The 25,391-nt window shown below is 63.3% G+C and carries 23 protein-coding genes; 7 read left to right on the forward strand and 16 right to left on the reverse strand.

Annotation, left to right across the window (positions count from 1 at the left end; translation table 11 throughout):
• Positions 1-55: 55 nt before the first annotated feature.
• The 3 genes from EN808_RS21115 to EN808_RS21125 all read right to left on the reverse strand — a co-directional run bounded on the left by EN808_RS21115 (position 56) and on the right by EN808_RS21125 (position 3,191).
• The gene (locus EN808_RS21115) at positions 56-1,225 is read right to left on the reverse strand and encodes an epoxide hydrolase family protein (protein ID WP_127278326.1); all 1,170 of its coding nucleotides are present in this window, start codon (positions 1,223-1,225) and stop codon (positions 56-58) included.
• 127 nt (positions 1,226-1,352) lie between these two features.
• Positions 1,353-2,390 (reverse strand): MFS transporter, encoded by a 1,038-nt coding sequence (locus tag EN808_RS21120; protein ID WP_135916827.1) that lies wholly within the window; start codon positions 2,388-2,390, stop codon positions 1,353-1,355.
• Positions 2,391-2,402: 12 nt separating this feature from the next.
• A complete protein-coding gene (locus EN808_RS21125; RefSeq protein WP_127278328.1) occupies positions 2,403-3,191 on the reverse strand; it encodes an NAD(P)H-dependent oxidoreductase in 789 nt (262 codons plus the stop codon).
• 630 nt (positions 3,192-3,821) lie between these two features.
• On the opposite strand from EN808_RS21125, the gene EN808_RS21130 reads away from it, so the two are divergent.
• The gene (locus tag EN808_RS21130) at positions 3,822-4,787 is read left to right on the forward strand and encodes a LysR family transcriptional regulator (protein WP_135916828.1); all 966 of its coding nucleotides are present in this window, start codon (positions 3,822-3,824) and stop codon (positions 4,785-4,787) included.
• Positions 4,788-5,010: 223 nt separating this feature from the next.
• On the opposite strand, the gene EN808_RS21135 is transcribed toward EN808_RS21130, so the two are convergent.
• Positions 5,011-5,715 (reverse strand): 50S ribosomal protein L11 methyltransferase, encoded by a 705-nt coding sequence (locus EN808_RS21135; RefSeq protein ID WP_135916829.1) that lies wholly within the window; start codon positions 5,713-5,715, stop codon positions 5,011-5,013.
• Entirely contained in the window at positions 5,712-7,727 is a 2,016-nt protein-coding gene (locus EN808_RS21140; protein ID WP_135916830.1) for a long-chain fatty acid--CoA ligase, read from the reverse strand. Before EN808_RS21140 ends, EN808_RS21135 begins: the two co-directional genes overlap by 4 nt.
• Before the next feature lie 467 nt (positions 7,728-8,194).
• Between EN808_RS21140 and EN808_RS21145 the strand changes: the two genes are divergently transcribed.
• The 5 genes from EN808_RS21145 to EN808_RS21165 all read left to right on the forward strand — a co-directional run bounded on the left by EN808_RS21145 (position 8,195) and on the right by EN808_RS21165 (position 13,457).
• A complete protein-coding gene (locus EN808_RS21145) occupies positions 8,195-9,787 on the forward strand; it encodes an ABC transporter substrate-binding protein (RefSeq protein WP_127870692.1) in 1,593 nt (530 codons plus the stop codon).
• 50 nt (positions 9,788-9,837) lie between these two features.
• Positions 9,838-10,845 (forward strand): ABC transporter permease subunit, encoded by a 1,008-nt coding sequence (locus EN808_RS21150; RefSeq protein ID WP_127870693.1) that lies wholly within the window; start codon positions 9,838-9,840, stop codon positions 10,843-10,845.
• Positions 10,846-10,915: 70 nt separating this feature from the next.
• Positions 10,916-11,770: an ABC transporter permease subunit gene (locus tag EN808_RS21155; RefSeq protein WP_174361976.1), complete on the forward strand. Its 855-nt coding sequence runs from the start codon at positions 10,916-10,918 to the stop codon at positions 11,768-11,770.
• Positions 11,771-11,772: 2 nt separating this feature from the next.
• Positions 11,773-12,630 (forward strand): ABC transporter ATP-binding protein, encoded by an 858-nt coding sequence (locus EN808_RS21160; protein WP_127278114.1) that lies wholly within the window; start codon positions 11,773-11,775, stop codon positions 12,628-12,630.
• Entirely contained in the window at positions 12,627-13,457 is an 831-nt protein-coding gene (locus EN808_RS21165; RefSeq protein WP_127278113.1) for a dipeptide ABC transporter ATP-binding protein, read from the forward strand. The genes EN808_RS21160 and EN808_RS21165 overlap by 4 nt, the downstream gene beginning before the upstream one ends.
• 26 nt (positions 13,458-13,483) lie before the next feature.
• Here EN808_RS21165 and EN808_RS21170 read toward each other — a convergent pair whose 3' ends face one another.
• From EN808_RS21170 to EN808_RS21190, 5 genes are all read right to left on the reverse strand, one after another.
• Complete coding sequence (locus tag EN808_RS21170) at positions 13,484-14,746, reverse strand: cysteine desulfurase-like protein (RefSeq protein ID WP_189524152.1); 1,263 nt, start codon at positions 14,744-14,746, stop codon at positions 13,484-13,486.
• A gap of 38 nt (positions 14,747-14,784) precedes the next feature.
• Positions 14,785-15,459: an amino acid ABC transporter permease gene (locus tag EN808_RS21175; protein ID WP_127870695.1), complete on the reverse strand. Its 675-nt coding sequence runs from the start codon at positions 15,457-15,459 to the stop codon at positions 14,785-14,787.
• Between the two features lie 165 nt (positions 15,460-15,624).
• The gene (locus tag EN808_RS21180) at positions 15,625-16,422 is read right to left on the reverse strand and encodes an ABC transporter substrate-binding protein (protein WP_127870696.1); all 798 of its coding nucleotides are present in this window, start codon (positions 16,420-16,422) and stop codon (positions 15,625-15,627) included.
• A gap of 93 nt (positions 16,423-16,515) precedes the next feature.
• Positions 16,516-16,680 (reverse strand): hypothetical protein, encoded by a 165-nt coding sequence (locus EN808_RS21185; RefSeq protein WP_167531461.1) that lies wholly within the window; start codon positions 16,678-16,680, stop codon positions 16,516-16,518.
• A 163-nt stretch (positions 16,681-16,843) separates the two neighbouring features.
• Entirely contained in the window at positions 16,844-17,620 is a 777-nt protein-coding gene (locus EN808_RS21190) for an HpcH/HpaI aldolase/citrate lyase family protein (protein WP_135862177.1), read from the reverse strand.
• A 123-nt stretch (positions 17,621-17,743) separates the two neighbouring features.
• Between EN808_RS21190 and EN808_RS21195 the strand changes: the two genes are divergently transcribed.
• Positions 17,744-18,835 (forward strand): LLM class flavin-dependent oxidoreductase, encoded by a 1,092-nt coding sequence (locus EN808_RS21195; protein ID WP_135916831.1) that lies wholly within the window; start codon positions 17,744-17,746, stop codon positions 18,833-18,835.
• Between the two features lie 235 nt (positions 18,836-19,070).
• Here the strand turns inward: EN808_RS21195 and EN808_RS21200 are convergent, their stop codons facing one another.
• The 6 genes from EN808_RS21200 to EN808_RS21230 all read right to left on the reverse strand — a co-directional run bounded on the left by EN808_RS21200 (position 19,071) and on the right by EN808_RS21230 (position 25,266).
• Positions 19,071-19,466, reverse strand: a complete 396-nt coding sequence (locus tag EN808_RS21200) for a RidA family protein (protein ID WP_135916832.1) — start codon at positions 19,464-19,466, stop codon at positions 19,071-19,073.
• A gap of 76 nt (positions 19,467-19,542) precedes the next feature.
• Positions 19,543-20,691: an acyl-CoA dehydrogenase family protein gene (locus EN808_RS21205; protein ID WP_127870813.1), complete on the reverse strand. Its 1,149-nt coding sequence runs from the start codon at positions 20,689-20,691 to the stop codon at positions 19,543-19,545.
• A gap of 237 nt (positions 20,692-20,928) precedes the next feature.
• Positions 20,929-21,741, reverse strand: coding sequence for an enoyl-CoA hydratase family protein (locus EN808_RS21215; RefSeq protein ID WP_135882924.1), 813 nt, complete (start codon positions 21,739-21,741; stop codon positions 20,929-20,931).
• Positions 21,738-22,208 (reverse strand): MarR family transcriptional regulator, encoded by a 471-nt coding sequence (locus EN808_RS21220; RefSeq protein ID WP_056569752.1) that lies wholly within the window; start codon positions 22,206-22,208, stop codon positions 21,738-21,740. Before EN808_RS21220 ends, EN808_RS21215 begins: the two co-directional genes overlap by 4 nt.
• Positions 22,202-22,975: an SDR family NAD(P)-dependent oxidoreductase gene (locus EN808_RS21225; RefSeq protein WP_135882923.1), complete on the reverse strand. Its 774-nt coding sequence runs from the start codon at positions 22,973-22,975 to the stop codon at positions 22,202-22,204. The genes EN808_RS21220 and EN808_RS21225 overlap by 7 nt, the downstream gene beginning before the upstream one ends.
• Positions 22,972-25,266, reverse strand: a complete 2,295-nt coding sequence (locus tag EN808_RS21230) for a bifunctional salicylyl-CoA 5-hydroxylase/oxidoreductase (protein WP_135916833.1) — start codon at positions 25,264-25,266, stop codon at positions 22,972-22,974. Before EN808_RS21230 ends, EN808_RS21225 begins: the two co-directional genes overlap by 4 nt.
• Positions 25,267-25,391: the final 125 nt, after the last annotated feature.

Below are 25,391 nucleotides of genomic sequence, written 5' to 3' on the forward strand. Positions count from 1 at the left end.
ACTGCCGTGCGCGGCGGGCACTTCCGAATGGCAGGAAGCTTCCAATTGGAGACGTTTAGGCAGTCAATCCATGGTCCCGAAAGCAGCCAAAGCGCGCTCCCGACACCGTCGCGATAAAGGCGCGCAGGTCGGCCAGCATCAGTTCCGGCTCTTCCAGCGCGGCGAAATGCCCGCCCCGCGGCATGTCGGTCCAATGCACGATGTTGTAGGTCTTCTCCGCGAACGAGCGCGGCGGCGGCAAGAACACTGGATCGGGGAAGGCCGCAACGCCGGTCGGCACCTGGATGCGGGTGCCGGCCGGAAGCATCCGCGACTCCTCAAGCCGGCTGCCGTAGTAGATCCAGGTTGCCGTCACGAACGATGCCGGCGCGATGTAGAGCATGATGTTGGTGAGGAGTTCCTCCTCGGAAAATTTGCTCCAGATGTCGGGGTCGCCATCGGCGGTTGTCGGAAGATCGGCCCACTTGCCGAACTTCTCGAGTATCCAGCCCGCCGCTCCGACCGGGCTGTCGGCCATCGCGACGCCGAGCGTCTGCGGACGGGTTTCCTGCTCGTGAAAGTAGGCGCTCTCCCGATCGGCAATCGCGGCACGCTTGGCGGCGAAGGACTTCTCCTCGTCGGTCGTCGGAGCGGCATCCTCCGCACGCACGGTCATCATGTTGATATGAATGCCGAGCAGAGCGTCCGGTCGATCATGCGCTGCCCAGGCCGCGATGCCGTGGCCCCAATCGCCCCCTTGAACGAAATACCGCGCGTCGCCGAAAAGCTGTATCATCAGCCCATGCACGAGTGCAGCAGCCCGCCGCGGGCCGATCGGGCGCGTGATCGGGTTGGAGAACGCGAAGCCAGGAAGCGAGGGGACGACAACGTCGTGCCCGTCCGCTGCGAGCGGCTGCAACAGCCGCTCGAACTCGAGATACGAGCCCGGCCAGCCGTGGAGAAGCAGTACTGGCGGCTTGGAGCCGTCGCCCTTCACATGAACGAAGTGGAGGTGCTCGCCTTCCACGTCGGCCGTGAAGTTGGGCAGCGCGTTGAGGCGCCGTTCGACCGCACGCCAGTCGTAGCTGTACCGCCAATACGCGGCGAGTCGCTTGAGGTCATCAACCCCGACCCCCGCTGACCAGCCCCCCGCATCCGGCAGCTGGCTCCAGTCATAAGCCTCGACCTTGGCTCTGATCGTGGCGAGCCGTTCGTCAGGAATGTTTATTATGTAGGGTGAAATCATGATGTTCTCCGCTTAAACGGCTGACGACGTTGACCGCCGAAGGGTAATACCGACTTAACTGAAAGCTGCGCACAACGTTTCCTGAAACGCCATCCTTTTTGCGAACGGCGCCACGGCAAAACGTCTGCTATGCAGGTCGGCGTTGCCGTAGGCGCAATGTCCGCTTTCCACCCGAAGCAGTCGCGACGGCGTCGGGCGCGACCTCTTCCGCGGCCGCGACCACGCCAGACTGAACGATCGGGCCAAGACAGAAGCAGCAGGCAGACCAGAGGAGCAGGTTGGCGAACATTGTCAGGACGTGCGGGGCCGAAAAGGGCAGCGTCGCAAGGGCCAGGACCAGACCGACCAGCGCTGCCATCAGGCTGCGCCGCGTGCCGAGTGCATCGCTAAGCCGGCCCCCACCAAAATTCCCGACCACCGCAGCTGCGCCGAATGCCATGAACGCCAAGCTGACTGCGGCAGGAGACACGTGGGTTACCTCCGTCAGCAGCGGTGCGAGAAAGGTGAAAACCACGAATGATCCGCCGAACCCGGTCATGGCGATGAAATAGAGCGCCAGGAGGCGGGGCTTCGCCAATACGGCGAACTGCGACCTTAAACCGGCGGTCGGAGCGTGGGGAATTTCCCGCGGCAACAAAAGTCGCAATAGCGCTGCCGTGAGGCAGCCGAGCACAGCCACCGCCAGCAGCGGTGCACGCCACCCAAGGCTCTGTCCGACGATTGTGCCGAACGGGACACCGATGACCATTGCAAGGGTGAGCCCTGCGAACATCGTCGCCACCGCCCGCGCGCCGCGCTCACGATCCGCCAGGCTCATCGCAATCGGCGCGCCGACGGCGAAGACCACGCCGTGCGCCACTCCTGTCACGATCCGCCCGGCCAGCAGCACTTCATAAGTCGGTGCAGCGCCGCCAAGCAGATTACCGAGCGTGAACAGGCTCATCAGTCCAACCACAAGCCCGCGGCGGGGAAGCCTTCCAGTAAGGGCCGTGACCGTCGGCGCCCCAACGGTCGCGGCCAGGGCATAGCCAGTCACAAGCAGACCGGCTTGGGGTATCGTTACCGCAAGATCGCGCGCGACATCCGGGACAAGCCCGATCATGACGAACTCCGTCGTGCCGATGGCGAAGGCCGCCACGGCAAGCGCGAACAATGCAGGCGACATCGGTGTTGCTCTTTATGCGTCGATCAGATCGGCAAAGTGCGCGGCGAGGCCGGTTTGGCCCGGCGCAACGTGGTCGGCCATGGTGTGGCGATCGGGGAAGTCGCCGCCGTTTTGCGAACGGAAGGGAATCGGCTTGTCGGTGAATAGCCCGGCGAGACGTACACGCCATGCTGCCTTGATCGCGTCCACTTGCTCCGCCGTGGAAACGTGACCCGCGCCATAGACCGCGTGCGTCGGGAGCACGTCCATGCCGGGATAGAACAGCGCGCCATGAGTCAGCGGGAACAACAGTTGCTCTATCGGCCCGTTGATACCCCGCGGGCCATAATCGGCCACTGGGCCGCCTGCCTGCACGTTGACCAGCGCTCGCTTGCCCTTGAGGATGCCGTCGCCAAAGCGAAACTCGTTGGAGCCATTCTGATAGCCGTAGGCAAAACCGAAGGCATAGACTCGCTCTATCCAGCCCTTCAAGATCGCGGGCACGCCGTACCACCACAGCGGGAATTGCAGGACCACAGCATCGGCCGCGAGCAGCTTCTGCTGCTCGGCGATCACGTCGGGCGTCTGATGCCCGCTTGCGTAAGCATGGCCCGATTCCATGATGAACGACAGTCGCTCAGGGTTGTTGCGCATCGGAAAGTCATCGGCGTCGTACCCCGCCTTCCACTTCATGCCGTAGAGGTCCGAATGGACCACGGTGTGCCCCGCCGCCGACAACATCTCAGCGGTCACGTCGACCAGCTGCCGTGTCAGCGAAGTGGGCTCAGGGTGTGCGTAAACGATGAGAATATTTCTTTTCACGAGATGGTCTCCGTAGTTGTTGAGAGCTGTGTCTGATGTTCCCGATCGGTATCAATTGCGCGCCAGGGCTTGCGCGTTGGTGACACAGACGTTTTCCGGGATTTTGCGTGCCCCCCCCGGGCGCGCTCGGCTCGATGATGCCGACATCGATTTCGATACTTGCACTGTTGACGGCGCGGCGAGGCTCCTCGATCACCAGCAGAATGCTTGTTTCGTTGCAGCAGTTCGCGCCAAAGCGCGCGCTAAGCTAGTCGGGTATGGGATGCTGACTGAGATCACTCGATGCCTCCGGCTCGGGATTGGAAGCCCGGCTGGCCTCAACATGAGTATCTGACTAAGATTTGTGAAATCGATTATCTTGACCCGTGCTATCCAGATAGCAGATATCTAACCGCTGATCGCCACGTTGGCACTTTCACGCGGGCGTTCGATTGGCCCGTCGGTGCCGCACGGCTCCCTCCGCTCCAGTTTGGCGGCTCTCTACCAATCGTAAGAACAGCAGCGATCGCTTTCGCGCCAGCGGCCCGACGCCAACACAGACAGCTTCCCATTAGGCGGCCAAGCCGTTGACGGGCAGCGCCGCGATGATCATATATAGAAATGATTAAACGGCGACTAGGAATAGACACGGTGAATGACAGTCGCATCGACCTCAATCTCTTGGCGACGCTCGAAGTGCTGCTTGCCGAACAAAACGTAACGAAAGCGGCAGATCAACTGCACCTCAGTCAGCCGGCTGTAAGCGCGCAACTAGCACGGCTTCGGGATTTGTTTGACGACCCGCTTCTGCTCCCGACTCGTCGAGGCATGATCCCGACCGCCAAGGCAATCGAACTTGCACCGCAACTGAGAGACGCGCTGGATCACGTGCGCAACGCGTTACATTCTCATCAGGACTTTGATCCCGGCAAGGCCGAGCTTACCGTATCGATCGGCTGTTCTGACTATATCCAGGCAGCAGTGGTGATGCCGTTCGTCTTGGCTCTCCGGCAGACGGCGCCGGGAGTACGGGTGGCCGTACGGCATCTGGTGCCCGAGCTGGTGGAGCAGCAATTGGGGAATAAAGAAGTCGATCTTGTTATCGCTACTCCCGAGCGGTCGGCCCCGCACCTACGGACGTGTCACTTATTCAACGAAACTTATGTCCTCATAGGAAGACACGGTCATCCTCGGCTAAAATCGGGTATGACAATAGACGAATATGTCGAATTGGAACACGTCGTGGTGTCACCGCGGGGCGGCGACTTCGAAACGCCAGTGGACAGTGCTTTGGCGACACTTGGTTACCGACGCAACGTCGTCGTGTCAGCGGCCTCCTTTTTGCTCCTGCCGGAGATCGTCTTAGATAGTGATTTGGTTGCACTCGTGCCAAGGCGCTTATTTATTAGGCAATCAGAAAAAGTCATGATGGTTGATCTGCCCTGGCTAGGTGAGCAATTCAATGTCAGTCTGATTTGGCACGAGAGATGTCATAGGCATGCGGGCCACCGCTGGGTCCGAAACCTGATCGGAAGCCTGGTTGGGGACCACGATAAAGGCGGGTCTAGGGTCGCGGAGCCTGAATCAGATCACGCACCTCACATCAATGGCTCCTGACCTAGCGGGTCTGCTGCGCTGCGCCGATCAGCATGCAAACGAGTTAAGTGACACCGCAATTTGCCAATGGTCTGAGTGCCCATCTTCGCTATGCCGGGCGCGCCATTCCACAGGAATCGGTGGATGAACGACCGGAATTAGGCGCTAACCAGACGTTCATTCGACCTAAGCAAGCACTGGCTCGAACCCCGGCCGTTCCAGCTATCGGCCTGCGCCCAGCGCCCTACCGCTCTTCCGCCTTAAACCAAAACACCCCGCTCGGTCTGCTCGCAATCCCCTTTGCATCCCCAAAATCCGGCACCTCATATTCAGCGATCAATCGCAGCCGGGTGAGCGGCAAATCGTTGCGGCGGGGGTCGCCGACCAGTACCTCGATGCCTGATGCCAGGCAGCGGTCGAGGAACGGCATAACCCGCAAGGCAACCTCACGGCAGTAGAACACGTCGCCCGCCAGCACGAGGTCGGCGGCCGGTGGCGGACCTGTGGTGAGATCCTTGTCGAAGATGGTGATCTCGACGGCGTTGGCCGCGGCATTGAGGCGGATCGCGGCGACGCCGTTGCGGTCGATCTCGGCGGCGATCACTTCCGCTGCGCCGGCCTTCGCGGCGGCGAGGGCGACAAGGCCCGAGCCGGCGCCGAGGTCGAGCACGCGGCGGCCCGTCACGATCTCCGGATGGTCGAGAATATGGCGCGCCAGCACCGCGCCGCCGGCCCAGGCATAGGCCCAATAGGGTGGCTGCGGCTCGGACTCGTCCAGGTCGTCGCCGGACCCGACGAGCCGCCTCAGCCCGCTGCCCGGGTGAGCGGTGTAAAGCTGGATTTCAGGAAGCGCCCGCACTGGGGCAAGGCGCAAATTCGTCCTGATGAATTCTGCCGGATCAAGGCGTCGGCCGGGCGCATCGAAGTCGGCGGGATCGTCGGCCACTATTCGCGCAACGCCCGCCGCAGGATCTTGCCGACCGGCGTCTTTGGCAATTCGGTCCTGAACTCGATGTATCTGGGCCGCTTGTAGCCGGTCAGGTTCTCACGGCAAAAAGCAGTGATGGCCTCGGCGGTCAGGGCCGAGTCCTTCTTGACGATGAACAGTTTCGGCACTTCGCCCGAATGCTCGTCCGGCACGCCAATCGCCGCCACTTCGAGCACGCCCGGATGCGCCGCCACCACCTCCTCGAGTTCCGTCGGATAGACGTTGAAGCCGGAGACGAGGATCATGTCCTTCTTGCGGTCGACGATCTTGGTGTAGCCGCGTTCGTCCATGAAACCCATGTCGCCCGATTTGAAGAAGCCGTCGGCGGTCATCACCTTGGCGGTCTCGTCCGGCCGGTTCCAGTAGCCGGCCATCACCTGCGGTCCCCTGATGCAGATCTCGCCGACCTCGCCCAGCGGCACGTTGTTGCCGTCGTCGTCTCGGATGGCGATTTCTGTCGAGGGCAGCGGCAGGCCGATGGTGCCGGTGAACTCGCCGGAACTGAACTTGTTGGCCGTCGCCACCGGCGAGGTCTCCGAAAGGCCATAGCCTTCGCTGACGGGGCAACCGGTCAACGCCTTCCAGCGTTCGGCGACGCCCTTCTGTACCGCCATGCCGCCGCCCAAGGTCAGAAGCAGCGGCTTGAAGTCCAGCTTGCGGAAGTCCTCATTGTTGAGCAGCGCGTTGAACAGCGTGTTGAGGCCCGGAAAGATATGGATCGGATATTTGCCCATTTCCTTGACGAAGCCGGGAATGTCGCGCGGATTGGGGATCAGTATGTTCTGGCCGCCCATCTGCATGCCCATCAGCGCATTCACCGTCAGCGCGAAGATATGGTAAAGCGGCAGTGCGCAGACGAGGTTGAGATGCGCCGGCTTTGGCTTGACGGTGTAGGCGTCCTGCAGCCACAGCGCATTCTGCGCGACATTGGCCAGCACATTGCTGTGCGAGAGGGTCGCGCCTTTCGAGATTCCGGTGGTGCCGCCAGTATATTGGAGGAAGGCGACATCACTGGCGGCCACCGTGGCCGGTTTGAAAGCCATGCCGCGGCCGGCCTTCAGCGCCGCATTGAACTTGACATGGCCGGGCATTGACCAGGCCGGCACCATTTTCTTGACGCGGCGCACCACCAGATTGACGATCGAACCCTTCAGGCCGCCGAGCAGGTCGCCCATGGCCGCGACGACGATGTGCTTGACCGAGGTCCTGGCGACGACCGCCTGCAAGGTGTTGGCGAAGTTTTCGAGAATGACGATGGCCTGTGCCCCGGAATCCTTGAGCTGATGCTCCAGTTCGCGCGGCGTGTAGAGCGGATTGACGTTCACCACCGTGAAGCCGGCGCGGGCGACCGCCATCATCGCCACGGGATACTGCAGCACGTTCGGCATCATCAGGGCGACGCGCGCGCCCTTCTGCAATCCAGTGGACTGCAGATAGGCACCGAAGGCCGCCGAAAGCTGCTCGAGTTCGGCGTAGGTGATGGACTTGCCCATGCAGGTGAAGGCCGGCTGACCGGCGAACTGCTTGCAGGCGCCCACCAGGAAGTCGCCGATGGAACCGTAGGGCAGGGCGCCGATCTCGGCAGGCATGTTCTTGGGATAGCTGTTGAGCCATGGCTTTTGCGGCAGGCCGGCGGCGAGTTCGGTCAGCGCCTTCGGCAGCCGCTGGCTGGTCGCCGTCGCCGGCTTCGAGGCCGGTGCGGTCTTTGCTGGTGGCGAGTTCTTCGTCGTCGCGGTCTTGCCCGATTCGGTCCTCGCCGCGGACGCCTTCGCCGGCGCGGCCTTCGTAGCCGGCTTCGTGGCGGTCCTGGCCGTGGCCGCGGCTTTTGCCGGTGGGGCATTCCTGGCGGGTTTGGCCGCCGCCTTCGCGGTCGCTGCCTTGCCCGCGGCCTTGCCTTGCCCGTCTCCACCGGCGGCTGGTTTCGAGGCCGCCTTGGCCGGCGCTTTCACTGGGCTCTTCGACGCTTTTGCCACCCGTTCCTCCTCGACAACCCTGGTCGCCTGTTTCTCGTTGGCCTGTGCCGCACCGCCCCCGGATTGATGGAGACGCCCTCCGCTGCCGCCAGTTGTCCATCTATGTATTGCCTCTATCGGCGGCGGTGCAAGTCTTGCCCCAGCGGCAGGACGCCGAAAGATTTGCCGCCGTAAATCTTTCCCGCGGGCCACAGCTGGAACCGGCATCTTCGCGCTTCCGCGGCCGATGAAGACGGGGCGCGGCGCCCTTGTCGCCGGACGTCGGATCAATAAAAAAATGCGGTCGTTAATAATATCGTGAATAGAAGAAACTGCTAATTTTTTCTGCCGTTTAGCAAAATGGCGGATTTTTTTCCTGCTTCCCGCGGGGTAAGCAAACGGGGTGTTCCAAACCCGGAAAAACGGTGCTTATATGCGCGCTTCGCGAGCCTGATAGAGGGGCTTGGAAGAACATCAGGGAGTGCTCAATGAAGAAGAAATTGACTTTTGCAGCCGCGTTGCTGGCTGCAAGCGTCCTGGGCGGCGTGGCCAACGCGAAAACTCTGGTCTACTGCGCGGAGGCGTCGCCAGAAGGTTTCGATCCGGCGCCGTACACTGCGGGACAGACGTTCGATGCGTCCTCGCGTACCGTCTTCAACCGCCTCGTCGAATTCGATCACGGCAAGACCTCGGTCTCGCCCGGCCTGGCGGATAGCTGGACCATTTCCGACGACGGCAAGGAATATACTTTCAAGCTGCGCAAGGGCGTCAAATTCGCGCCCACCGACTACTTCACCCCGACCCGCGACCTGAACGCCGACGACGTGGTGTTCTCGTTCCAGCGCCAGGTCGACAAGAACGGCCCCTGGTTCCAGTACATACCGGGCATCGCCTATCAGTATTACAATGATCAGTTCGGCGACAACATCACCAAGGTCGAGAAGGTTGACGACCTGACGGTGAAGTTCACCCTCAAGGAACCGGCGATCACCTTCATTCCGACGCTGGGCATGGATTTCGCCTCGATCGTCTCGAAGGAATATGCCGACAAGCTGCAGGCCGACAAGACGCCTGAACTGTTCAACCAGAAGCCGGTCGGCACCGGCCCGTTCATCTTCGTCGACTACCAGACCGACGCCGCCATCCGCTACAAGGCCAACCCGGACTATTGGGGCGGCAAGCAGAAGATCGACGATCTGGTGTTCGCCATCACCACCGATCCGGCGGTTCGCGCGCAGAAGCTGAAGGCCGGCGAATGCAACATCATGTCGTATCCGGCACCGGCCGACATCGCCGGCCTGCAGGCTGATGCGAACCTGACGGTCGCGGAGCAGGAAGGCCTGAACGTCGGCGCGCTGATGTACAACACCCAGCAGAAGCCGTTCGACGACGTGCGCGTCCGCAAGGCGCTCAACATGGCCATCAACAAGAAGGCCATTATCGACGCCGTGTTCCAGGGCGCCGGCCAGGTGGCGATCAACCCGATCCCGCCGACCATGTGGTCCTACAACAAGGATGTGAAGGACGATCCTTACGATCCGGACGCGGCCAAGAAGATGCTTGAAGAGGCCGGCGTCAAGGACCTCAAGATGAACGTCTGGGCCATGCCCGTGTCGCGTCCGTACATGCCGAACGCGCGCCGCACCGCCGAGCTGATCCAGGCCGACTTCGCCAAGGTCGGCGTCACCGTCAACATCGTCAGCTACGATTGGGGTGAATACCTCAAGCGCGCTTCGGCGGTCGATCACGACGGCGCCGTCATCGTCGGCTGGACCGGCGACAATGGCGATCCGGACAACTTCCTCGGCGTGCTCCTGAGCTGCGCGTCCGTCGGTTCGAACAACCGCGCGGAATGGTGCAACAAGGACTTCGATGCGCTCATCAACAAGGCCAAGACGGTTTCCGATCAGGCCGAGCGCACCAAGCTCTACGAACAGGCGCAGGTCATCTTCAAGGAGCAGGCACCGTGGGCGACGCTCGCCCACTCCAAGGTGTTCATGCCGATGCAGAAGACCGTCTCCGGCTTTGCGATGGATCCGCTCGGCATCCATCGCTTTGACGGCGTCGATATCGCCGAATAAGGTTCGCGAAACGGGGCGGCGCCACAGGGCGCCGCCCCACCTCGCCCGCCATGCTGCGTTACATCCTCGGCAAGCTCGCCCTCATCATCCCGACCTTTATCGGGATAACCATCCTCGCTTTCGGCTTCGTGCGCATCCTGCCCGGTGATCCGGTGCTGGTGCTTGCGGGCGAACGTGGCCTGTCGCCCGAACGCCACACGGCGCTGATGCATCAGTTCGGTTTCGACCTGCCGATCTGGCAACAGTATCTGACCTACCTGACCAACATCCTCAGCGGCGATTTCGGCACCTCGTTTTCGACCAAGACACCGGTGCTGAAGGATTTCCTGGTGCGGTTCCCGGCCACGGTCGAACTCGCCATCTTCGCCATGATCTTCGCCGTCATCTTCGGTGTCGCCTTCGGCATTTTCGCCGCCATCCGCCGCGGCTCCTGGTTCGACCAGCTGACCATGGGCACCGCGCTCGCCGGCTATTCCATGCCGATCTTCTGGTGGGGGCTGCTGCTGATCATCGTGTTTTCCGGTACGCTGCACTGGACGCCGGTCTCCGGCCGCATCGACCTTCTCTATTTCTTCAAGCCGGTGACCGGCTTCATGACCATCGATTCCCTGATCTCGGGGCAGAAGGGCGCCTTCCGCTCGGCGGTGTCGCACCTCATACTGCCCACCATCGTGCTTGGCACCATTCCGCTGGCGGTCATCGCCAGGCAGACGCGATCGGCTATGCTCGAAGTGTTGGGCGAGGACTATGTGCGCACCGCGCGCGCCAAGGGCCTGGCGCCGCGCCGTGTCATCGGCCTGCATGCCTTCCGCAATGCGCTGATCCCGGTCGTCACCACCATCGGCCTGCAGGTCGGCACGCTGCTCACCGGCGCCATCCTGACCGAGAGCATCTTTTCGTGGCCGGGTATCGGCAAGTGGATGATCGACGCCATCTCCAAGCGCGATTATTTCACCGTGCAGGGCGGGTTGCTTTTGATCGCGCTGATCGTCATGTCGGTGAACCTTATCGTCGACGTGCTCTATGCCATCATCAACCCGCGTATCCGGGCGAATTGACATGACCAATGAAGGCCCAGCCACCATCGAAGCCGCGACCGTCGTCAAGCCGCAGGATGCCCGGCTGCAGATGTTCGCCGAGTTCTGGCACTATTTCTCGATCAACAAGGGCGCTGTGATCGGTCTCTTCGTCTTCGCCCTGCTGATCCTGATCGCCATCTTCGCGCCGCTGCTCGCACCGCATTCGCCTGACGATCAGTTCCGCGACTTCTTCCTGACGCCGCCGGCCTGGCAGGCGGGCGGCAACGCGCAGTTCCTGCTCGGCACCGACGCCGTCGGCCGCGATATGCTGTCGCGCCTGATCTATGGCTCGCGCTTTTCGCTCGCCATCGGTTTCGTCGTCGTCACCACGGCGCTGATCTCCGGCGTCATCCTCGGCCTGCTCGCCGGCTACTGCCGTGGCTGGGTCGACACGCTGATCATGCGCATCATGGACATCATCCTGGCCTTCCCATCGCTGCTGTTGGCGCTGGTGCTGGTCGCGGTGCTCGGCCCCGGCCTCGTCAACGCCATGATCGCCATCGCCTTCGTGCTGCAGCCGCATTTCGCCCGGCTCACCCGTGCCGCGGTGATGGCGGAAAAGACCCGCGAATATGTGGTCTCGGCCAAGGTCGCCGGCGCCAGCCATCTCAGGCTGATGCTGGTCACCATCCTGCCCAACTGCATCGCCCCGCTGATCGTGCAGGCGACGCTGTCCTTCTCCAACGCCATCCTCGAGGCCGCCGCCCTTGGCTTCCTCGGCATGGGCGCGCAGCCGCCGACACCCGAATGGGGCACGATGCTCGCCGAAGCGCGCGAATTCATCCTGCGCGCCTGGTGGGTGGTGACCTTCCCCGGCCTTGCCATTCTGATCACCGTCTTTGCCATCAACCTGATCGGCGACGGCCTGCGCGACGCCCTCGACCCCAAGCTGAAGAGGTCGTGAGCATGTCGCTGCTCGAGATCAAGAACCTCACCGTTTCCTTCGACACCGCCGCCGGGCCGTTCATGGCCGTGCAAGGCATCGACCTTTCGATCGAGCCGCGTGAGGTGCTGGCGATCGTCGGCGAGTCCGGTTCCGGCAAGTCGGTGTCGATGCTGGCGGTCATGGGGCTGTTGCCCAACACCGCGACGGTCAAGGCCGACCGCATGGCCTTCGACGGCGTCGACCTGTTGAAGCTCAGCCCGTCCGAACGCCGCAAGATCGTCGGCAAGGACATTTCTATGATCTTCCAGGAGCCGATCGCCAGCCTCAACCCGTGCTTCACGGTCGGTTTCCAGATCGAGGAGGTGCTGCGTTTCCACATGGGCATGGATCGTGCCCAGCGCCGGGCACGCGCCATCGAGCTGATGAAGCTGGTCGGCATTGCCGATCCGGAAGAACGGCTGAGTTCGTTTCCGCACCAGATGTCGGGCGGCCAGTGCCAGCGCGTCATGATCGCGATCGCGATTGCCTGCAATCCGAAGCTTTTGATCGCCGACGAGCCGACGACCGCGCTGGACGTCACCATCCAGAAGCAGATCCTCGATCTGCTCGTCTCGCTGCAGGCCAAATACGGCATGGGCCTGATCATGATCACCCACAATATGGGCGTGGTGGCCGAGACCGCCGACCGCGTCATCGTCCAGTACAAGGGCCGCAAGATGGAAGAGGCCGACGTGTTGTCGCTGTTTGAATCGCCCAAGAGCAATTACACGCGCGCGCTGCTCTCGGCGTTGCCGGAAAATGCCGTCGGCGACCGGCTGCCGACCGTTTCCGACATGCTGTTCGAGCCTGCCCCCTCGGTAGCGGGAGCCTCCGCATGAGCACCACGGTCCTCGAAGGCAAGAACATCGTTCGCGACTATCATATCGGCGGTGGCCTGTTCACCGGGCCGCGCACCGTGCATGCGGTCAAGGGCGTCTCCTTCACCGTGGACAAGGGCAAGACGCTCGCCATCGTCGGCGAAAGCGGCTGTGGCAAGTCCACGCTCGCCCGCATCATCACCTTGATCGATCCCGCGACGTCGGGCGAGCTGTTCATCGACGGCAACAAGGTCGATATCGCCAAAGGCGGATTGACCAAGGAAATGCGCCGCAAGGTGCAGATCGTCTTCCAGAATCCCTACGGATCGCTCAATCCGCGCCAGAAGATCGGCGACGTGCTGGGCGAGCCGCTGCTCATCAACACCGACAAGCCGGCGGCCGAACGGCGCGACCTCGCCATGAAGATGCTGAAGAAGGTCGGCCTCGGCCACGAACACTACAACCGCTATCCGCACATGTTCTCGGGCGGTCAGCGCCAACGCATCGCCATCGCCCGCGCGCTGATGCTGAACCCCAGCCTGCTGGTGCTGGACGAGCCGGTTTCGGCGCTTGACCTCTCGGTTCAGGCGCAGGTGCTCAACCTGCTCGCCGATCTGCAGGACGAGTTCCAGCTGACCTATGTCTTCATCAGCCACGACCTGTCGGTGGTGCGCTACATCGCCGACGATGTGATGGTGATGTATTTCGGCGAGGCCGTCGAATACGGCTCGCGCGACGAGGTCTTTTCGGATCCCAAGCACAGCTACACCAGGACGCTGTTTGCCGCGACGCCGCGCGCCGACGTGGCAAGCATCAAGGCGAGGCTGGCGAAGAAGAAGGCGGCCTGACCGGAGGTCAGGCACGGCCCATCCGGCTACGACAGCTTGGCGATGATAGCGCGCAGCGCCTCGCCGAATTTGTGGATCTCCTCGACCGTGTTGTAGTGCACCAGCGAGGCGCGGATGGCGCCGCTGTCCATCGACAGGTTGAGGCGTTTCATCAGGCGGGGCGCATACATATGGCCGTCGCGGATGCCGATCTGCATATCGGCCATTTCCTCGACGATGCGCTGCGGCGACAGCTTGCCGATGTTGAAGCAGAAGGTCGGCACGCGCTCGTTGAGGCGGGCCTCGTCGGCGACACCGTAGATGGTCGCGCCGCAGGCCTTCAACACGCCCATCATCTCGCGCGCCAGCAGCAACTCATAGTCGCGGATGGCGCCCATGCCGGCGACGATGTTGTCGCGCCGCGAGCGGTTGTTGGAGGGGGCGAGATTGCGGCCGATCAGTTCAAGATACTGCACGGCGGCATCCATGCCCGACACGTTCTCGTAGATGAATGTGCCGGCCTCGACCTTGTAGGGCGGCTCGTCCGGGATGAAATCCTCGCGGAAGGTCGGCAGGCGTTTCAGCGTCTCGAAGCGGCCCCAGAGGAAACCCATATGCGGCGAGAAGTTCTTGTAGCCGGAACAAACGAGATAATCGCAATCCCAGGCCTGCACGTCGATCAGCCCGTGCGGTCCGTAATGCACGCAATCGAGGAACACTTCGGCGCCAACCCTATGCGCGATGTCAGCGACCGAGGCGACATCGACGATCGAGCCGATCGAGTGCGCCGTCACCGTGCAGGCGACCAGCCGGGTGCGGTCCGAAACCAGCGGCTTGAGATCGTCGACATGCAGATTGCCATCCTCGCGCATGCGCCACCATTTGAACTTGGCGCCGGCGGATTCCAGCGCCAGCCAGGTGGCGATGTTGGCATCATGGTCCATGTCGGTGACGACGATCTCATCACGCTCGGAAAGCATCTGGCCGATGCCGAGGCTGACCAGGCGGATGAAGGAGGTGGCGTTCATGCCGAAGCAGATTTCCGCCGGGCTGTAGGCATTGATCAGCAGGGCGACGCTTGTCCGAGCATCGGCGACCGACTGATCGACGGTGACGCTGCGGCCATAGCGGCCGCCGCGCTGCACATTGTGCGAGACCAGGTGGTTGGTCACCGCGTCGAGCACGCTCTGCGGAATCTGTGCCCCGGCGGCATTGTCCATGAAGATGAAATCGCCGGCTCGCTGCAGGGCGGGGAACATGGCGCGGATGGTGTCGACGGGGAAGCCGCCAGTGGCCTGGGGATTGCTCAATTGTATCTCCTGCGAAGTGCTTGCGGGGTGGTAGGTGGCTAGCGGGCCTTCTCGTCCTTGAAGCGGGCTTCAAGCAGGCTGACGAGACGAACCATCGGCCAAAGGAAGATGAGATAGACCAGTGCGGCGCCGATCAGCGGCGAGGGGTTGGCGTAGAGCGACTGTGCGTTGGTCGCTTCCTTGAGCAGTTCCGGCAGGGCCACGGTGGAGGCCAGCGAAGTGTCCTTGAACATCGAGACGCAGTTGCTGGTCATCGGCGGGATGACGACGCGCACCGCCTGCGGCAGCACCACCTTGCGCAAGGTCAAAAGGAACGGCAGGCCAAGCGCCTGCGAGGCCTCGAACTGGCCGCGCGGAATGCTCTCTATGCCGGAGCGAAACACTTCGGCCGAATAGGCCGACATGATGATGGCGAACGCGGTCACTGCCGACGCCCAGGACGACAGGCGTATGCCGAGGAACGGCAGCGCGTAGTAGATCAGGATCAGCACGACCAGCACCGGCAAGGCGCGAAAGATGTCGGTGTAGCCGACCGCCAGCCAGCGCAGCGGCTTCGGCGCATAGAGCCGCAACAGGCTGATCACCAGGCCGATGGGAATGCCGATACCGATGCTGAGCAGGCCAAGCAGCAGCGTGTTCAGGAAGCCGCGCAGCAGCGCCGGCAGGCTCGACGCGATGACGTCGGCGTTGAAGAAAGTGTCGATCAGCGACATCAGAGCATTCCCGAACGGTGTTGCGTCATCTGACGCCAGAGCCCGACCCGGAATATCAAGATCGGCTTTGCCGAACGGATGCTGGTCCCGGGAAGGTTATGCGTGAAAACGGCACGTGCCGACCCTTTTTGGAGCCGGCACGCCTTCCGTCCTGTCGGCCGCAGCTCAGGCCTTGGGCAGCGGCATTTCCTTGACGGTCGAGGAATCGGCCGGGGCGTCGCTGCCGAACCACTTCTTGTGGATCGCGGCCAGCGTGCCGTCCTTCTTCATCGCCGTCAGCGCGTCGTTGAGCTTGCCGAGCAGCGGATGGTCCTTGGTCATCATCAGGCCGTACTGCTCGCCGGTCTTGATGCGCTGCTTGACCTTCAGGTCCTTCATCTTGGTGAAGGAATATTCCATGCCGGGAATGTCGCTGACGGCGGCGTCGATGCGGCCGGCGCTGAGGTCGAGCAGCAGGTTCTGCTGCGTGTCATAGCCCTTCACGTCGCTGAAGCCGTCGGCTTCCTGGTGCGCCTTGACCCAGGTCTCGCCGGTCGAGCCGGAGAGCACGCCAACGATCTTGCCCTTGAGGTCGGCCTCGGCGTTGACCGCGCTGTCGGTCTTGGTGGCGATGCCCATGTCGGAATCATAATAGGGCTGGGTGAAGGACTGCGACTTCAGCCGCTCCGGCGTGATCGTGATCGACGAGATGGCGACGTCGATACGCTTCGAGGTGGTCGCGGCGAACAGTGCCTGGAAGCCGAGATCGGCGATGTCGGTTGTCATGCCGACGCGCTTGGCCGCCTCGTTGACGATGTCGACCTCAAAACCTTCGAAGGTGCCGCTCTCGTTCTTGTATTCGAAGGGCGGATTGGTCGGGTAGGCGCCGACATTGAGCACATCGGCGGCGAAGGCGGTTGCCGGTCCAGCGGCGATGCCGATTGCCGCGGCGAAAAGGATGAGATTGCGACGGTTGAGCTTCATTGGTGGTCCCTCTGGGGTGTTCCCTCTGGTTGTTGATCGAGCGGGCTGCCCCGCACGGTTTCTTGCCGTCCCGCCTCCCAGCGGGGCGTCAATTCATGTGGCGACCATGCGCTCGGCCGTGGCCGCGATCTGGTCGCGGTCGCCTTCACGCGCAGGCACGGCAAGGTTGGTCTCGGTATGCAGGTCGCGGATCCGGGCGCGGACGCGATCGAAGGCACAGCGCGCGCTGGACGATGACTGGGGCAGCACAAACGACAAAGGACTGAAACCCCTCCCACCCGGAGCACCCGCGATGAGCTGCCCGGAAACCCTCCAGCCCGACAGTCTCCATCGATCTTGAATGCTTATCCAAAGTGCGGCGCTTTTCAAGGTAAAAGTTTTAAGCTTAAAAAAGTTTCCCGGCTTGCTGCTCGACTGGGCGCTAGCGCGGGTCTTTCCGCGCCAGTTCCGCCCGGGCGGCGGCATAATTGGCCGCGCCGCCCGCACCGAGAAACATCGTGTCGCTGGCCAGGACGAAAAAGCTGGCGCCGACGGCTGCCCATTGGCCGACGGTTTGCGGGCTGGCGCAAAATATGCCGGAGGCCTTGCCGTGCGCGATCGTCACGCCGATGATCCTGCGGATCGCAGCCGCGAGCTTGTCGGCGCCCTTCGGTCCGATCGCATCGATCGACACTGAGAGATCGCCGGGGCCGACGAAGATCACGTCGACGCCGTCGACATCGGCGATCGCCTCGATGTTGGCCAACCCCTCGGCGGTTTCGACCTGGACCGCCACGACGATCCTGTCATTGGCGCCGGCCAGATATTCGGGAATGCGATAGCCATAACCGGCAGCGCGGCCGGGTCCGACGCCGCGTTCGCCCAGCGGCGGATAACGCGATGCCGTCACCGCCATCGCAGCTTGGGCCGGTGTCGAGACGCGTGGCACCAGCACGCCTTGCGCGCCGCTGTCCAATGCCGCCTGGATGGCTTCGGGCGCATGGCCGGGAACGCGCACCATCGCCGGCACACGGTGGACATCGGCGGCGCGTATCATCGTTTCGACGATGTCGCGCGAGATCTGCGCGTGCTCCCAGTCGATGCAGAGGAAGTCGAGGCCGGACAGCGCCATCACCTCGACCGCGACGGGATGCGGAATGGCGCAGAAGGACCCGACGAGGCTGGTCTTGCCGATGCATTTCTGGCGGAACTCGTTCATGCCGATCCCTTCTCTCATCCCGCCAAGTTCATATCGGCAAACCAGTGCGACGCGAAGCTATTTCAGGCTTGAAATATTTTCGCGCGGGCCTAGCCTACGGCCTCCCGCCCGCGAGTTCCCGAGATGATCAAAGCACATCCGTTGCACGGCTCCAACAAACTCAAGCTTGGCGTCTTCTCGACCAACGCCGATGGCGGTCTTGCCATATCGGATGTGCCGGAGCGCTGGACGGCGAGCTGGCAGGACAATCTGACGGCCGCCCAGATCGCCGACCGCGCCGGGCTGGAGTTCATGTTGCCGATCGCACGCTGGCGTGGCTTTGGCGGCCGCAACAAGGTGCGTGAATCGTCGTTCGAGACCTTCACCTGGGCGGCGGCGCTCAGCGTGGCCACCGACCGTATCGGCCTGTTCATGACCGTGCACGTGCCGCTTGTGCACCCGCTCTATGCCGCCAAGGCGCTGGCGACCGTCGACCACATCAGCCGGGGCCGTGCCGGTTTGAACATCGTCTGCGGCTGGAACCCGAAGGAATTCGGCATGTTCGGCACACCGCTGGTCGAGAAGGGTTACGACCAGGCGGCCGAATGGATCGAAATTCTGGAGAAGCTCTACGCGTCGGCGGAGCCGCTCGACTATCAAGGCACCTATTATCACCTCAAGGAGGCGGTCAGCCGGCCGGCCAGCCTGCAGCTTCCGCGCCCGGTGACCATGAACGCCGCTTTTGGCGGCCCGGGCCGCGATTTCGCCGCCGCCAGATGCGATTATCTGTTCACGACCTTCTCCGAAATGGCCGACGCCGGCAAGCATGTCGCCGACATCGCCGAGCGGGCCGACAAGGTTGGCCGGGAGGTCGGCGTCTACACCGTGGCCCATGTCGTCTGCCGCCCGACCATGGAAGAGGCGCAGGCCTATTACAGGCGCTATGCCGTCGATCTGGCAGATCACGAGGCGGTCGATGCGCATATGGCCGGCAAGAAGGAATTCTCGCAATCCCATGATCCGCATGCCTATGACGCCTACCGGCAGCGTTTTGCCGGCGGCGCCGGCACCTATCCGCTGGTTGGAACGCCGCAAACGATCGCCGCCGACATGGCGGCCATTGCCGCGCACGGCTATCAGGGCATCGCCCTGTCCTTCGTCAACTACACTCAGGAGCTGCCTTACTTCTGCGACCACGTGCTGCCGCTGCTCAGGCAAGCCGGCCTTCGCGAATAGCGGTGGTGAGCATTCGGAATTAGCCGAAGCTTTCCCAACGTCGTCATCCCTGGGCGAAGCAGGAGCGAAGCTCCGTCGCGGAGACCCTGGGATCCATGCCGCGACTTCAATCGTGGAATGCAGCGGATCAAAATTCTGGACTGCGGCGACGCTTTGGAGTCCCGGCATGGATCCTGGGGTCTGCGCCGCGTCGCTGCGCTCCTTGCTTCGCCCCAGGATGACGAAGCGATGGCGGTTATTCCGGAATAACGGCGGTGGCCTGGATCTCCACCTTGGCGCGATCCTCGACCAGCGCCACCACCTGCATGGCGGCCATTGCTGGAAAATGCCGGCCGATCACCTCGCGATAGGCCTCGCCGATCCCCTTAAGGTTGCCGAGATATTCGGCCTTGTCGGTAAAATACCAGGTCATCGAGGTGATGTGCCGTGGCTCCGCGCCGGCCTCGGCCAGCACGGCGACGATGTTCTGGAGCGTCTGCCGCACCTGGCCGGCGAAATCGTCGGTCTCGAACTGGCATTGCCCGTTCCAGCCGACCTGGCCGCCGACGAAGACGAGCCTGCCTCGCGCCGCCACGCCATTGGCGTAGCCGACGGGTTTTGCCCAGCCTTCCGGCTGCAGGATCTCGTGCATGTCGTCTCTCCGCCTATCCAATATCGGGTCCGCAATATCCGTGTCGAAAACAATCCAGTCGGTGGTCACGACCTGTTCAGGCCGCGCCCATCACTTGCCGCGCGATCACCACCTTCTGCACGTCCGAAGCGCCCTCATAGATGCGCAGCGCGCGGATTTCGCGATACAGGCTCTCGACGATGTGGCCTTTGCGGACACCGTCGCCGCCATGCAGTTGCACCGCTTTGTCGATCACCTCCTGCGCCTTGTCTGTGGCGAACAGCTTGGCCATCGCCGCCTCTCGGGTGACGCGGGCGGCGCCCATGTCCTTGGTCCAGGCGGCGCGGTAGACCAGCAGCGCCGCCGCATCGACGTCGAGGGCCATGTCGGCGATATGGCCCTGCACCATCTGCAACTCGGCCATCGGCGCGCCGAACAGCTTGCGCTCGGCCACTCTGTTGATGCTTTCATCGAGCGCCCGGCGGGCAAAGCCGAGCGCTGCCGCACCGACCGTCGAGCGGAACACGTCGAGCACCGACATGGCGATGCGAAAGCCGTCGCCCGGCCTGCCGATCAGCGCCGAGGTGGGAACACGAACCTCGTCGAACGACAAACGCGCCAGCGGATGCGGCGCAATCACTTCCAGCCGCTCGGCAATGTCGAGGCCCTTGGCATCGCCCGGCACGATGAAGGCCGAGAGGCCCTTGGCGCCCGGCGCTTCGCCGGTGCGGGCAAAGACGACATAGAAATCGGCGATGCCGCCATTCGAAATCCAGGTTTTTTCGCCGGTGAGAACATAGTTGTCGCCATGGCGGGTCGCCGTCATTTCCGTGTTGGCGACATCGGATCCGGAGCGCGGCTCCGACAGGGCGAAGGCGGAGATCGCCTTGCCGGCGCGCGTCTTAGCCAGCCATTGCCGTTGGTCAGCCGTTCCGAACAGGCTGAGCGCACCGGTGCCGAGCCCCTGCATGGCGAAAGCGAAATCGGCCAGCCCGTCATGGCGCGCCAGCGTCTCGCGCGTGATGCACAAGGAACGCACGTCGAGCGGGCCCGGATTGTCAGTGTCGACAGCCGTCGGCTTCAGCCAGCCATCGCGGCCAAGCATGGCCACCAGCTCGCGGCAGGCAGCGTCGATGTCACGATGATCGACGGGGAGGTTCTTGGCGCACCAGGCGTCGAGGTGTTCTGCGAGCTCGCGATGGCGATCTTCGAAGAACGGCCAGGCGAGGAAAGAGCGGTCAGGCATGTCTGCCTCCGCAGCTCTGCGAGGTTTGCGCTCTACGGCGCCCCCCTCTGTCCTGCCGGACATCTCCCCCACAAGGGGGGAGATTGGCGGTTTCGACGCCCCGCTCGTCCTTGCGACGTTGAAAATTGGCGAAAGCGGTGATGACAGCCAATCTCCCCCCAAGTGGGGGAGATGTCCGGCAGGACAGAGAGGGGCGCTGTCCCGCCGGCATGTCCTTCTCTGGCGAAGAAAACATCCTCAATTCCCCTCGAACACCGGCTTTTCCTTGGCCACGAAAGCCCGATACGCCCGCTCGAAATCGCGGGTCTGCATGCAGATCGCCTGCGCCTGCGCTTCCGCCTCGATCGCCTGGTCGAGGCCCATCGACCATTCCTGGTTGAGCTGCGTCTTGGTGATGCCGTGGGCGAAGGTCGGGCCCGAGACGATGCGGGCCGCCATCTCCAGCGCATCGGCCTCGAGAGCCGCCGCATCGACCAGCCTGTTGTAGAAGCCCCAGCGCTCGCCTTCCGCCGCCGTCATGGTTCGGCCGGTGTAGAGCAGTTCGGCGGCGCGGCCCTGGCCGATGATGCGCGGCAGGATCGCGCAGGCGCCCATGTCGCAGCCGGCAAGGCCCACGCGTGTGAACAGGAAGGCGGTCTTGGCCTCAGGCGTGGCGATGCGAATGTCGGAACTCATCGCGATGATGGCGCCGGCGCCGACCGCGACACCGTCAACCGCCGCGATGATCGGCTTGCCGCAATTCAGCATCGCCTTGACGAAATCGCCGGTCATGCGGGTGAAGGCTAGGAGCTGCTTCATATCCATCTTGACCAGCGGACCGATGATGTCGTGGACATCGCCGCCGGAGCAGAAATTGCCGCCATTGGACAGGAACACCACGGCGTCGACATCGTCGGCATAGACGAGGTCGCGGAACGTGTCGCGCAACTCGGCATAGCTGTCGAAGGTCAGCGGGTTCTTGCGCTCGGGCCGGTCGAGCCGGACCTTGGCGACCCGGCCCTCGACCTCCCACAGGAAATGTTTCGGCTTGAGGCCGGCCATTGCAGTCATTCACGTCCCTCCCAGTTGCTGCGGAACGAGGTCAGCATGCCGGTCAGCCGGCGGGCATCCTCCTCGCTGACCTTGCCCAGCAATTCGCCGATCCAGCCCTCATGCGCGGCGGCGATTGTGGCAAAGGACTTCGTGCCTTCCTCGGTCAACCGCACCATTGAGGTGCGGCGGTCGCCATTGCGGCGCGCACGGGCCACCAGCCCTTCGGAAACCAGACGGTCGACGATGCCGGTGACATTGCCGTTGGAGACCAGCAGGAAGCGCGAGAGGTCGCTCATCAGCATGCCTTCCGGCGCCCGGTAGAGTGCTGCCATGACGTCGAAGCGCGGCAGCGTCGTATCGAATTCCTTCTTCAGGCGCTCGCGCAGTTCGGCCTCGATCGTGCGTGAAGCCCGCAGCAGCCTTATCCAAAGACGCAGCCGGTCCTTGCCGGGTCCCGATGGCGCGGGCAGAGGGCCGGCTACCATGTTTCACCTCCCGAGATCGAAATCGCCTGTCCGGTGATCGATTGCGCTGCGTCGCCACACAACCACAGCACGGCTTCGGCAATTTCTTGCGGCTGGATGAAGCGGCCCTGCGGGTTGGTCGAGGCAAGGCTCGTCCGCGCCTCGTCAGCCGAGCGTCCTGTCTTTTCGACGATGCGCTGGATGGATTCCTCCAACATGTCGGTCTCGACGAAGCCAGGGCACACCGCATTGACGGTGACGCCGGATTTCGCCGTCTCGGCGGCAAGCGCCCGCATCAGGCCGACGACGCCGTGCTTGGCCGCCACATAGGGCGCGACATAGGCGTAGCCTTTCAGACCGGCGGTCGAGGCGATGAAGACGATGCGGCCTGCCTTGCGCGCGGCCATGCCGGCCAGCGCCGGCTTCACCGTCAGGAAGGCTCCGGTCAAATTGACGTCGAGCGTCCGCTGCCAGTCGGCAAGCGTCGTCTTGTGCGCCGGCGTGCTGCCGGCCATGCCGGCATTGGCGACGACGATGTCGAACGGTCCGCGCGCGGTCTCCGCCTGCGTGTAGAGCCCGGCCATCGCCGCCTCATTGGTGACGTCGGCGGCAATGCCATGGATGCGGTCGTTTTCGCTGGCAACCTTCCCGAGTTCAGCTTCGCGACGCCCACATATGGTCACGTCGACACCAGCCTCGGCCAGCGCCAGCGCGATGGCCCGGCCGACGCCGGATCCGCCGCCGGTGACCAGCGCGTGCTTGCCGGGAATCGTTGTCGCGGCCGTCATACTTTCAGCCCCGCCGCCGCTTCGCGCTCGGCCAGCCGGTAGATTTGGTCGCGTCCGGGCAGATAGGGATCCGGCCATTTGACGCCACGGTCTCCGAGCGTCACCGCCGCATGCAGCGTCCAGTAGGGATCGGCGAGATGCGGCCGTGCCAGCGCGACCAGATCGGCGCGGCCGGCCATCAGGATCGAATTGACATGATCCGGCTCGTAGATGTTGCCGACAGCCATCGTCGCCATGCCGACTTCGTTGCGGATGCGGTCTGAAAACGGCGTCTGGAACATGCGTCCGTAGACCGGCTTGGCGGCGATCGAGGTCTGGCCGGCCGAGACGTCGCATATGTCGACGCCTGCCGCATGCAGCATGCGTGCGATCTCCACGGCGTCGGCCGGCGTCACGCCTTCGATGCCGACCCAGTCATTGGCCGAAATGCGCACCGAGATCGGTTTTCCCGCCGGCCAGGCGGCGCGCACCGCACGGAAGATTTCCAGGGGATAGCGCATGCGGTTTTCCAGTGAACCGCCATAGGCGTCCGTGCGCCGGTTGGTGACCGGCGTGATGAAGGACGACAGGAGGTAGCCGTGCGCGGCGTGGATTTCGAGCATGTCAAAGCCGCAGCGATCGGCCATTTCGGACGAGGCGACGAACTCGTCGCGCACTCTGTCCATGTCGGCGCGATCCATGGCCTTCGGAACCTGGTTCTGCGGCGACCAGGCAATCGCCGAGGCCGCCATGACAGGCCAATTGCCGGAGGCGAGCGGCACGTCGGTGCCTTCCCAGCCGACACGGGTCGAGCCCTTGGCGCCGGAATGGCCGATCTGGGCGCAGATCTTTGCTTCCGTCTCGGCATGGACGAAGTCGACCAGCCGCCTCCACGCCACCTCATGTTCGGGCGCGTAGAAGCCGGGGCAGCCAGGCGTGATCCGACCTTCCGGGCTGACGCAGGTCATCTCGATATAGACAAGCCCGGCGCCGCCCTTGGCGCGCTCGGCATAATGGGTGAAATGCCAATCGGTTGGGCAGCCGTCGACGGCCTTGTACTGCGCCATCGGCGAAACGACGACGCGGTTGTTGAGAACCATGTCGCGCAGCTTGAAGGGGGCGAACATCGGCGCCCGGCGCAGCCTGTTGCCGCCGGCACCAGCCTGGCGCTGAAACCACTCTTCTGCGCCGCCCAGCCATTCGGCATCGCGCAGCCGCAAATTCTCGTGGCTGATGCGTTGCGAACGGGTCAAGAGCGAATAGTTGAACTGCACCGGATCGAGACCGAGATAGCGCTCGACCTCCTCGAACCATTCCAGTGAATTGCGCGCCGCCGATTGCAGTTTCAGCACCTCGGTGCGGCGAGCGTCCTCATATTTGCGGAACGCGGCCTCGAGGTCCGGTTCGGTCTCGACATAGTCGGCCAGCGCCACCGCGCTTTCCAGGGCGAGTTTGGTGCCGGAGCCGATCGAGAAATGCGCCGAGGCCGCTGCGTCGCCCATCAGCGCCAGATTCTTGTGGGACCAGCGCTCGCACAGCACGCGCGGGAAATTAATCCAGGCCGAGCCCCTGATGTGGTTGGCGTTGGTCATCAGCGCGTGGCCGCCAAGATGTTTGGCGAAGATGCGCTCGCAGACCGCGATGGACTCCTGCTGCGACATCGCGCCGAAGCCGAAGGCGGCCCAGGTCTGTTCGCTGCATTCGACGATGACGGTCGCGGTCTCGCTGTCGAACTGGTAGGCGTGCGCCCACACCCAGCCATGCTCGGTCTTTTCGAAGATGAAGGTGAAGGCGTCGTCGAATTTCTGGTTGGTGCCAAGCCAGACGAACTTGCATTTGCGGGTGTCGATGTCGGGCTTGAAGATGTCGACGAAGGTGTTGCGCGCTCTGGAGTTCAGCCCGTCGGCGGCGACGACCAGGTCATGCGTCTCCATATAGGGGCGGGGGTCGGCGATGTCGGTTTCGAACATCAGCTTGACGCCGAGTTCGCGCGCGCGCCGCTGCAAGAGCACCAGCAGGCGCTTGCGGCCGATGCCGCAGAAGCCGTGGCCCGACGAGACCGTGCGCACGCCGTCATGGATGACGGCGATGTCGTCCCAATAGGCGAAATGCTTCTTGATCCAGACCGCGCTGACCGGGTCATTCTCAGCAAGGTTGTCGAGCGTCTCGGCCGACAGCACGACGCCCCAGCCGAACGTGTCGTCGGCGCGATTGCGCTCGAACACCGTCACGTCGTGCGCGGCGTCCCTCAGTTTCATCGAAATGGCAAAGTAGAGGCCGGCTGGTCCGCCGCCGAGAACCGCAACCTTCATCTGTGCGATCTCCTCTTCGCTTGCTATGCCTCAGTATCGCGCCGGAGGTCAGATATTTCAAGCTTAAAGTTTTATGTCGAAATGATTAGGCGGGGATTGCGTGGCGCGCTTGCGTGACGTCCCTG

The organism is Mesorhizobium sp. M8A.F.Ca.ET.165.01.1.1 (genome assembly GCF_004792065.1).
Classification (GTDB): domain Bacteria; phylum Pseudomonadota; class Alphaproteobacteria; order Rhizobiales; family Rhizobiaceae; genus Mesorhizobium.

Excerpts from the sequence above, each read along its gene's own strand:
- EN808_RS21115 (WP_127278326.1), bottom strand. The coding sequence starts at position 1,225 with ATGATTTCACCCTACATAATAAACATTCCTGACGAACGGCTCGCCACG.
- EN808_RS21120 (WP_135916827.1), bottom strand. The coding sequence starts at position 2,390 with ATGTCGCCTGCATTGTTCGCGCTTGCCGTGGCGGCCTTCGCCATCGGC.
- EN808_RS21145 (WP_127870692.1), top strand. The coding sequence starts at position 8,195 with ATGAAGAAGAAATTGACTTTTGCAGCCGCGTTGCTGGCTGCAAGCGTC.
- EN808_RS21150 (WP_127870693.1), top strand. The coding sequence starts at position 9,838 with ATGCTGCGTTACATCCTCGGCAAGCTCGCCCTCATCATCCCGACCTTT.
- EN808_RS21155 (WP_174361976.1), top strand. The coding sequence starts at position 10,916 with ATGTTCGCCGAGTTCTGGCACTATTTCTCGATCAACAAGGGCGCTGTG.
- EN808_RS21160 (WP_127278114.1), top strand. The coding sequence starts at position 11,773 with ATGTCGCTGCTCGAGATCAAGAACCTCACCGTTTCCTTCGACACCGCC.
- EN808_RS21165 (WP_127278113.1), top strand. The coding sequence starts at position 12,627 with ATGAGCACCACGGTCCTCGAAGGCAAGAACATCGTTCGCGACTATCAT.
- EN808_RS21175 (WP_127870695.1), bottom strand. The coding sequence starts at position 15,459 with ATGTCGCTGATCGACACTTTCTTCAACGCCGACGTCATCGCGTCGAGC.
- EN808_RS21180 (WP_127870696.1), bottom strand. The coding sequence starts at position 16,422 with ATGAAGCTCAACCGTCGCAATCTCATCCTTTTCGCCGCGGCAATCGGC.
- EN808_RS21190 (WP_135862177.1), bottom strand. The coding sequence starts at position 17,620 with ATGAACGAGTTCCGCCAGAAATGCATCGGCAAGACCAGCCTCGTCGGG.
- EN808_RS21195 (WP_135916831.1), top strand. The coding sequence starts at position 17,744 with ATGATCAAAGCACATCCGTTGCACGGCTCCAACAAACTCAAGCTTGGC.
- EN808_RS21200 (WP_135916832.1), bottom strand. The coding sequence starts at position 19,466 with ATGCACGAGATCCTGCAGCCGGAAGGCTGGGCAAAACCCGTCGGCTAC.
- EN808_RS21205 (WP_127870813.1), bottom strand. The coding sequence starts at position 20,691 with ATGCCTGACCGCTCTTTCCTCGCCTGGCCGTTCTTCGAAGATCGCCAT.
- EN808_RS21215 (WP_135882924.1), bottom strand. The coding sequence starts at position 21,741 with ATGACTGCAATGGCCGGCCTCAAGCCGAAACATTTCCTGTGGGAGGTC.
- EN808_RS21220 (WP_056569752.1), bottom strand. The coding sequence starts at position 22,208 with ATGGTAGCCGGCCCTCTGCCCGCGCCATCGGGACCCGGCAAGGACCGG.
- EN808_RS21225 (WP_135882923.1), bottom strand. The coding sequence starts at position 22,975 with ATGACGGCCGCGACAACGATTCCCGGCAAGCACGCGCTGGTCACCGGC.
- EN808_RS21230 (WP_135916833.1), bottom strand. The coding sequence starts at position 25,266 with ATGAAGGTTGCGGTTCTCGGCGGCGGACCAGCCGGCCTCTACTTTGCC.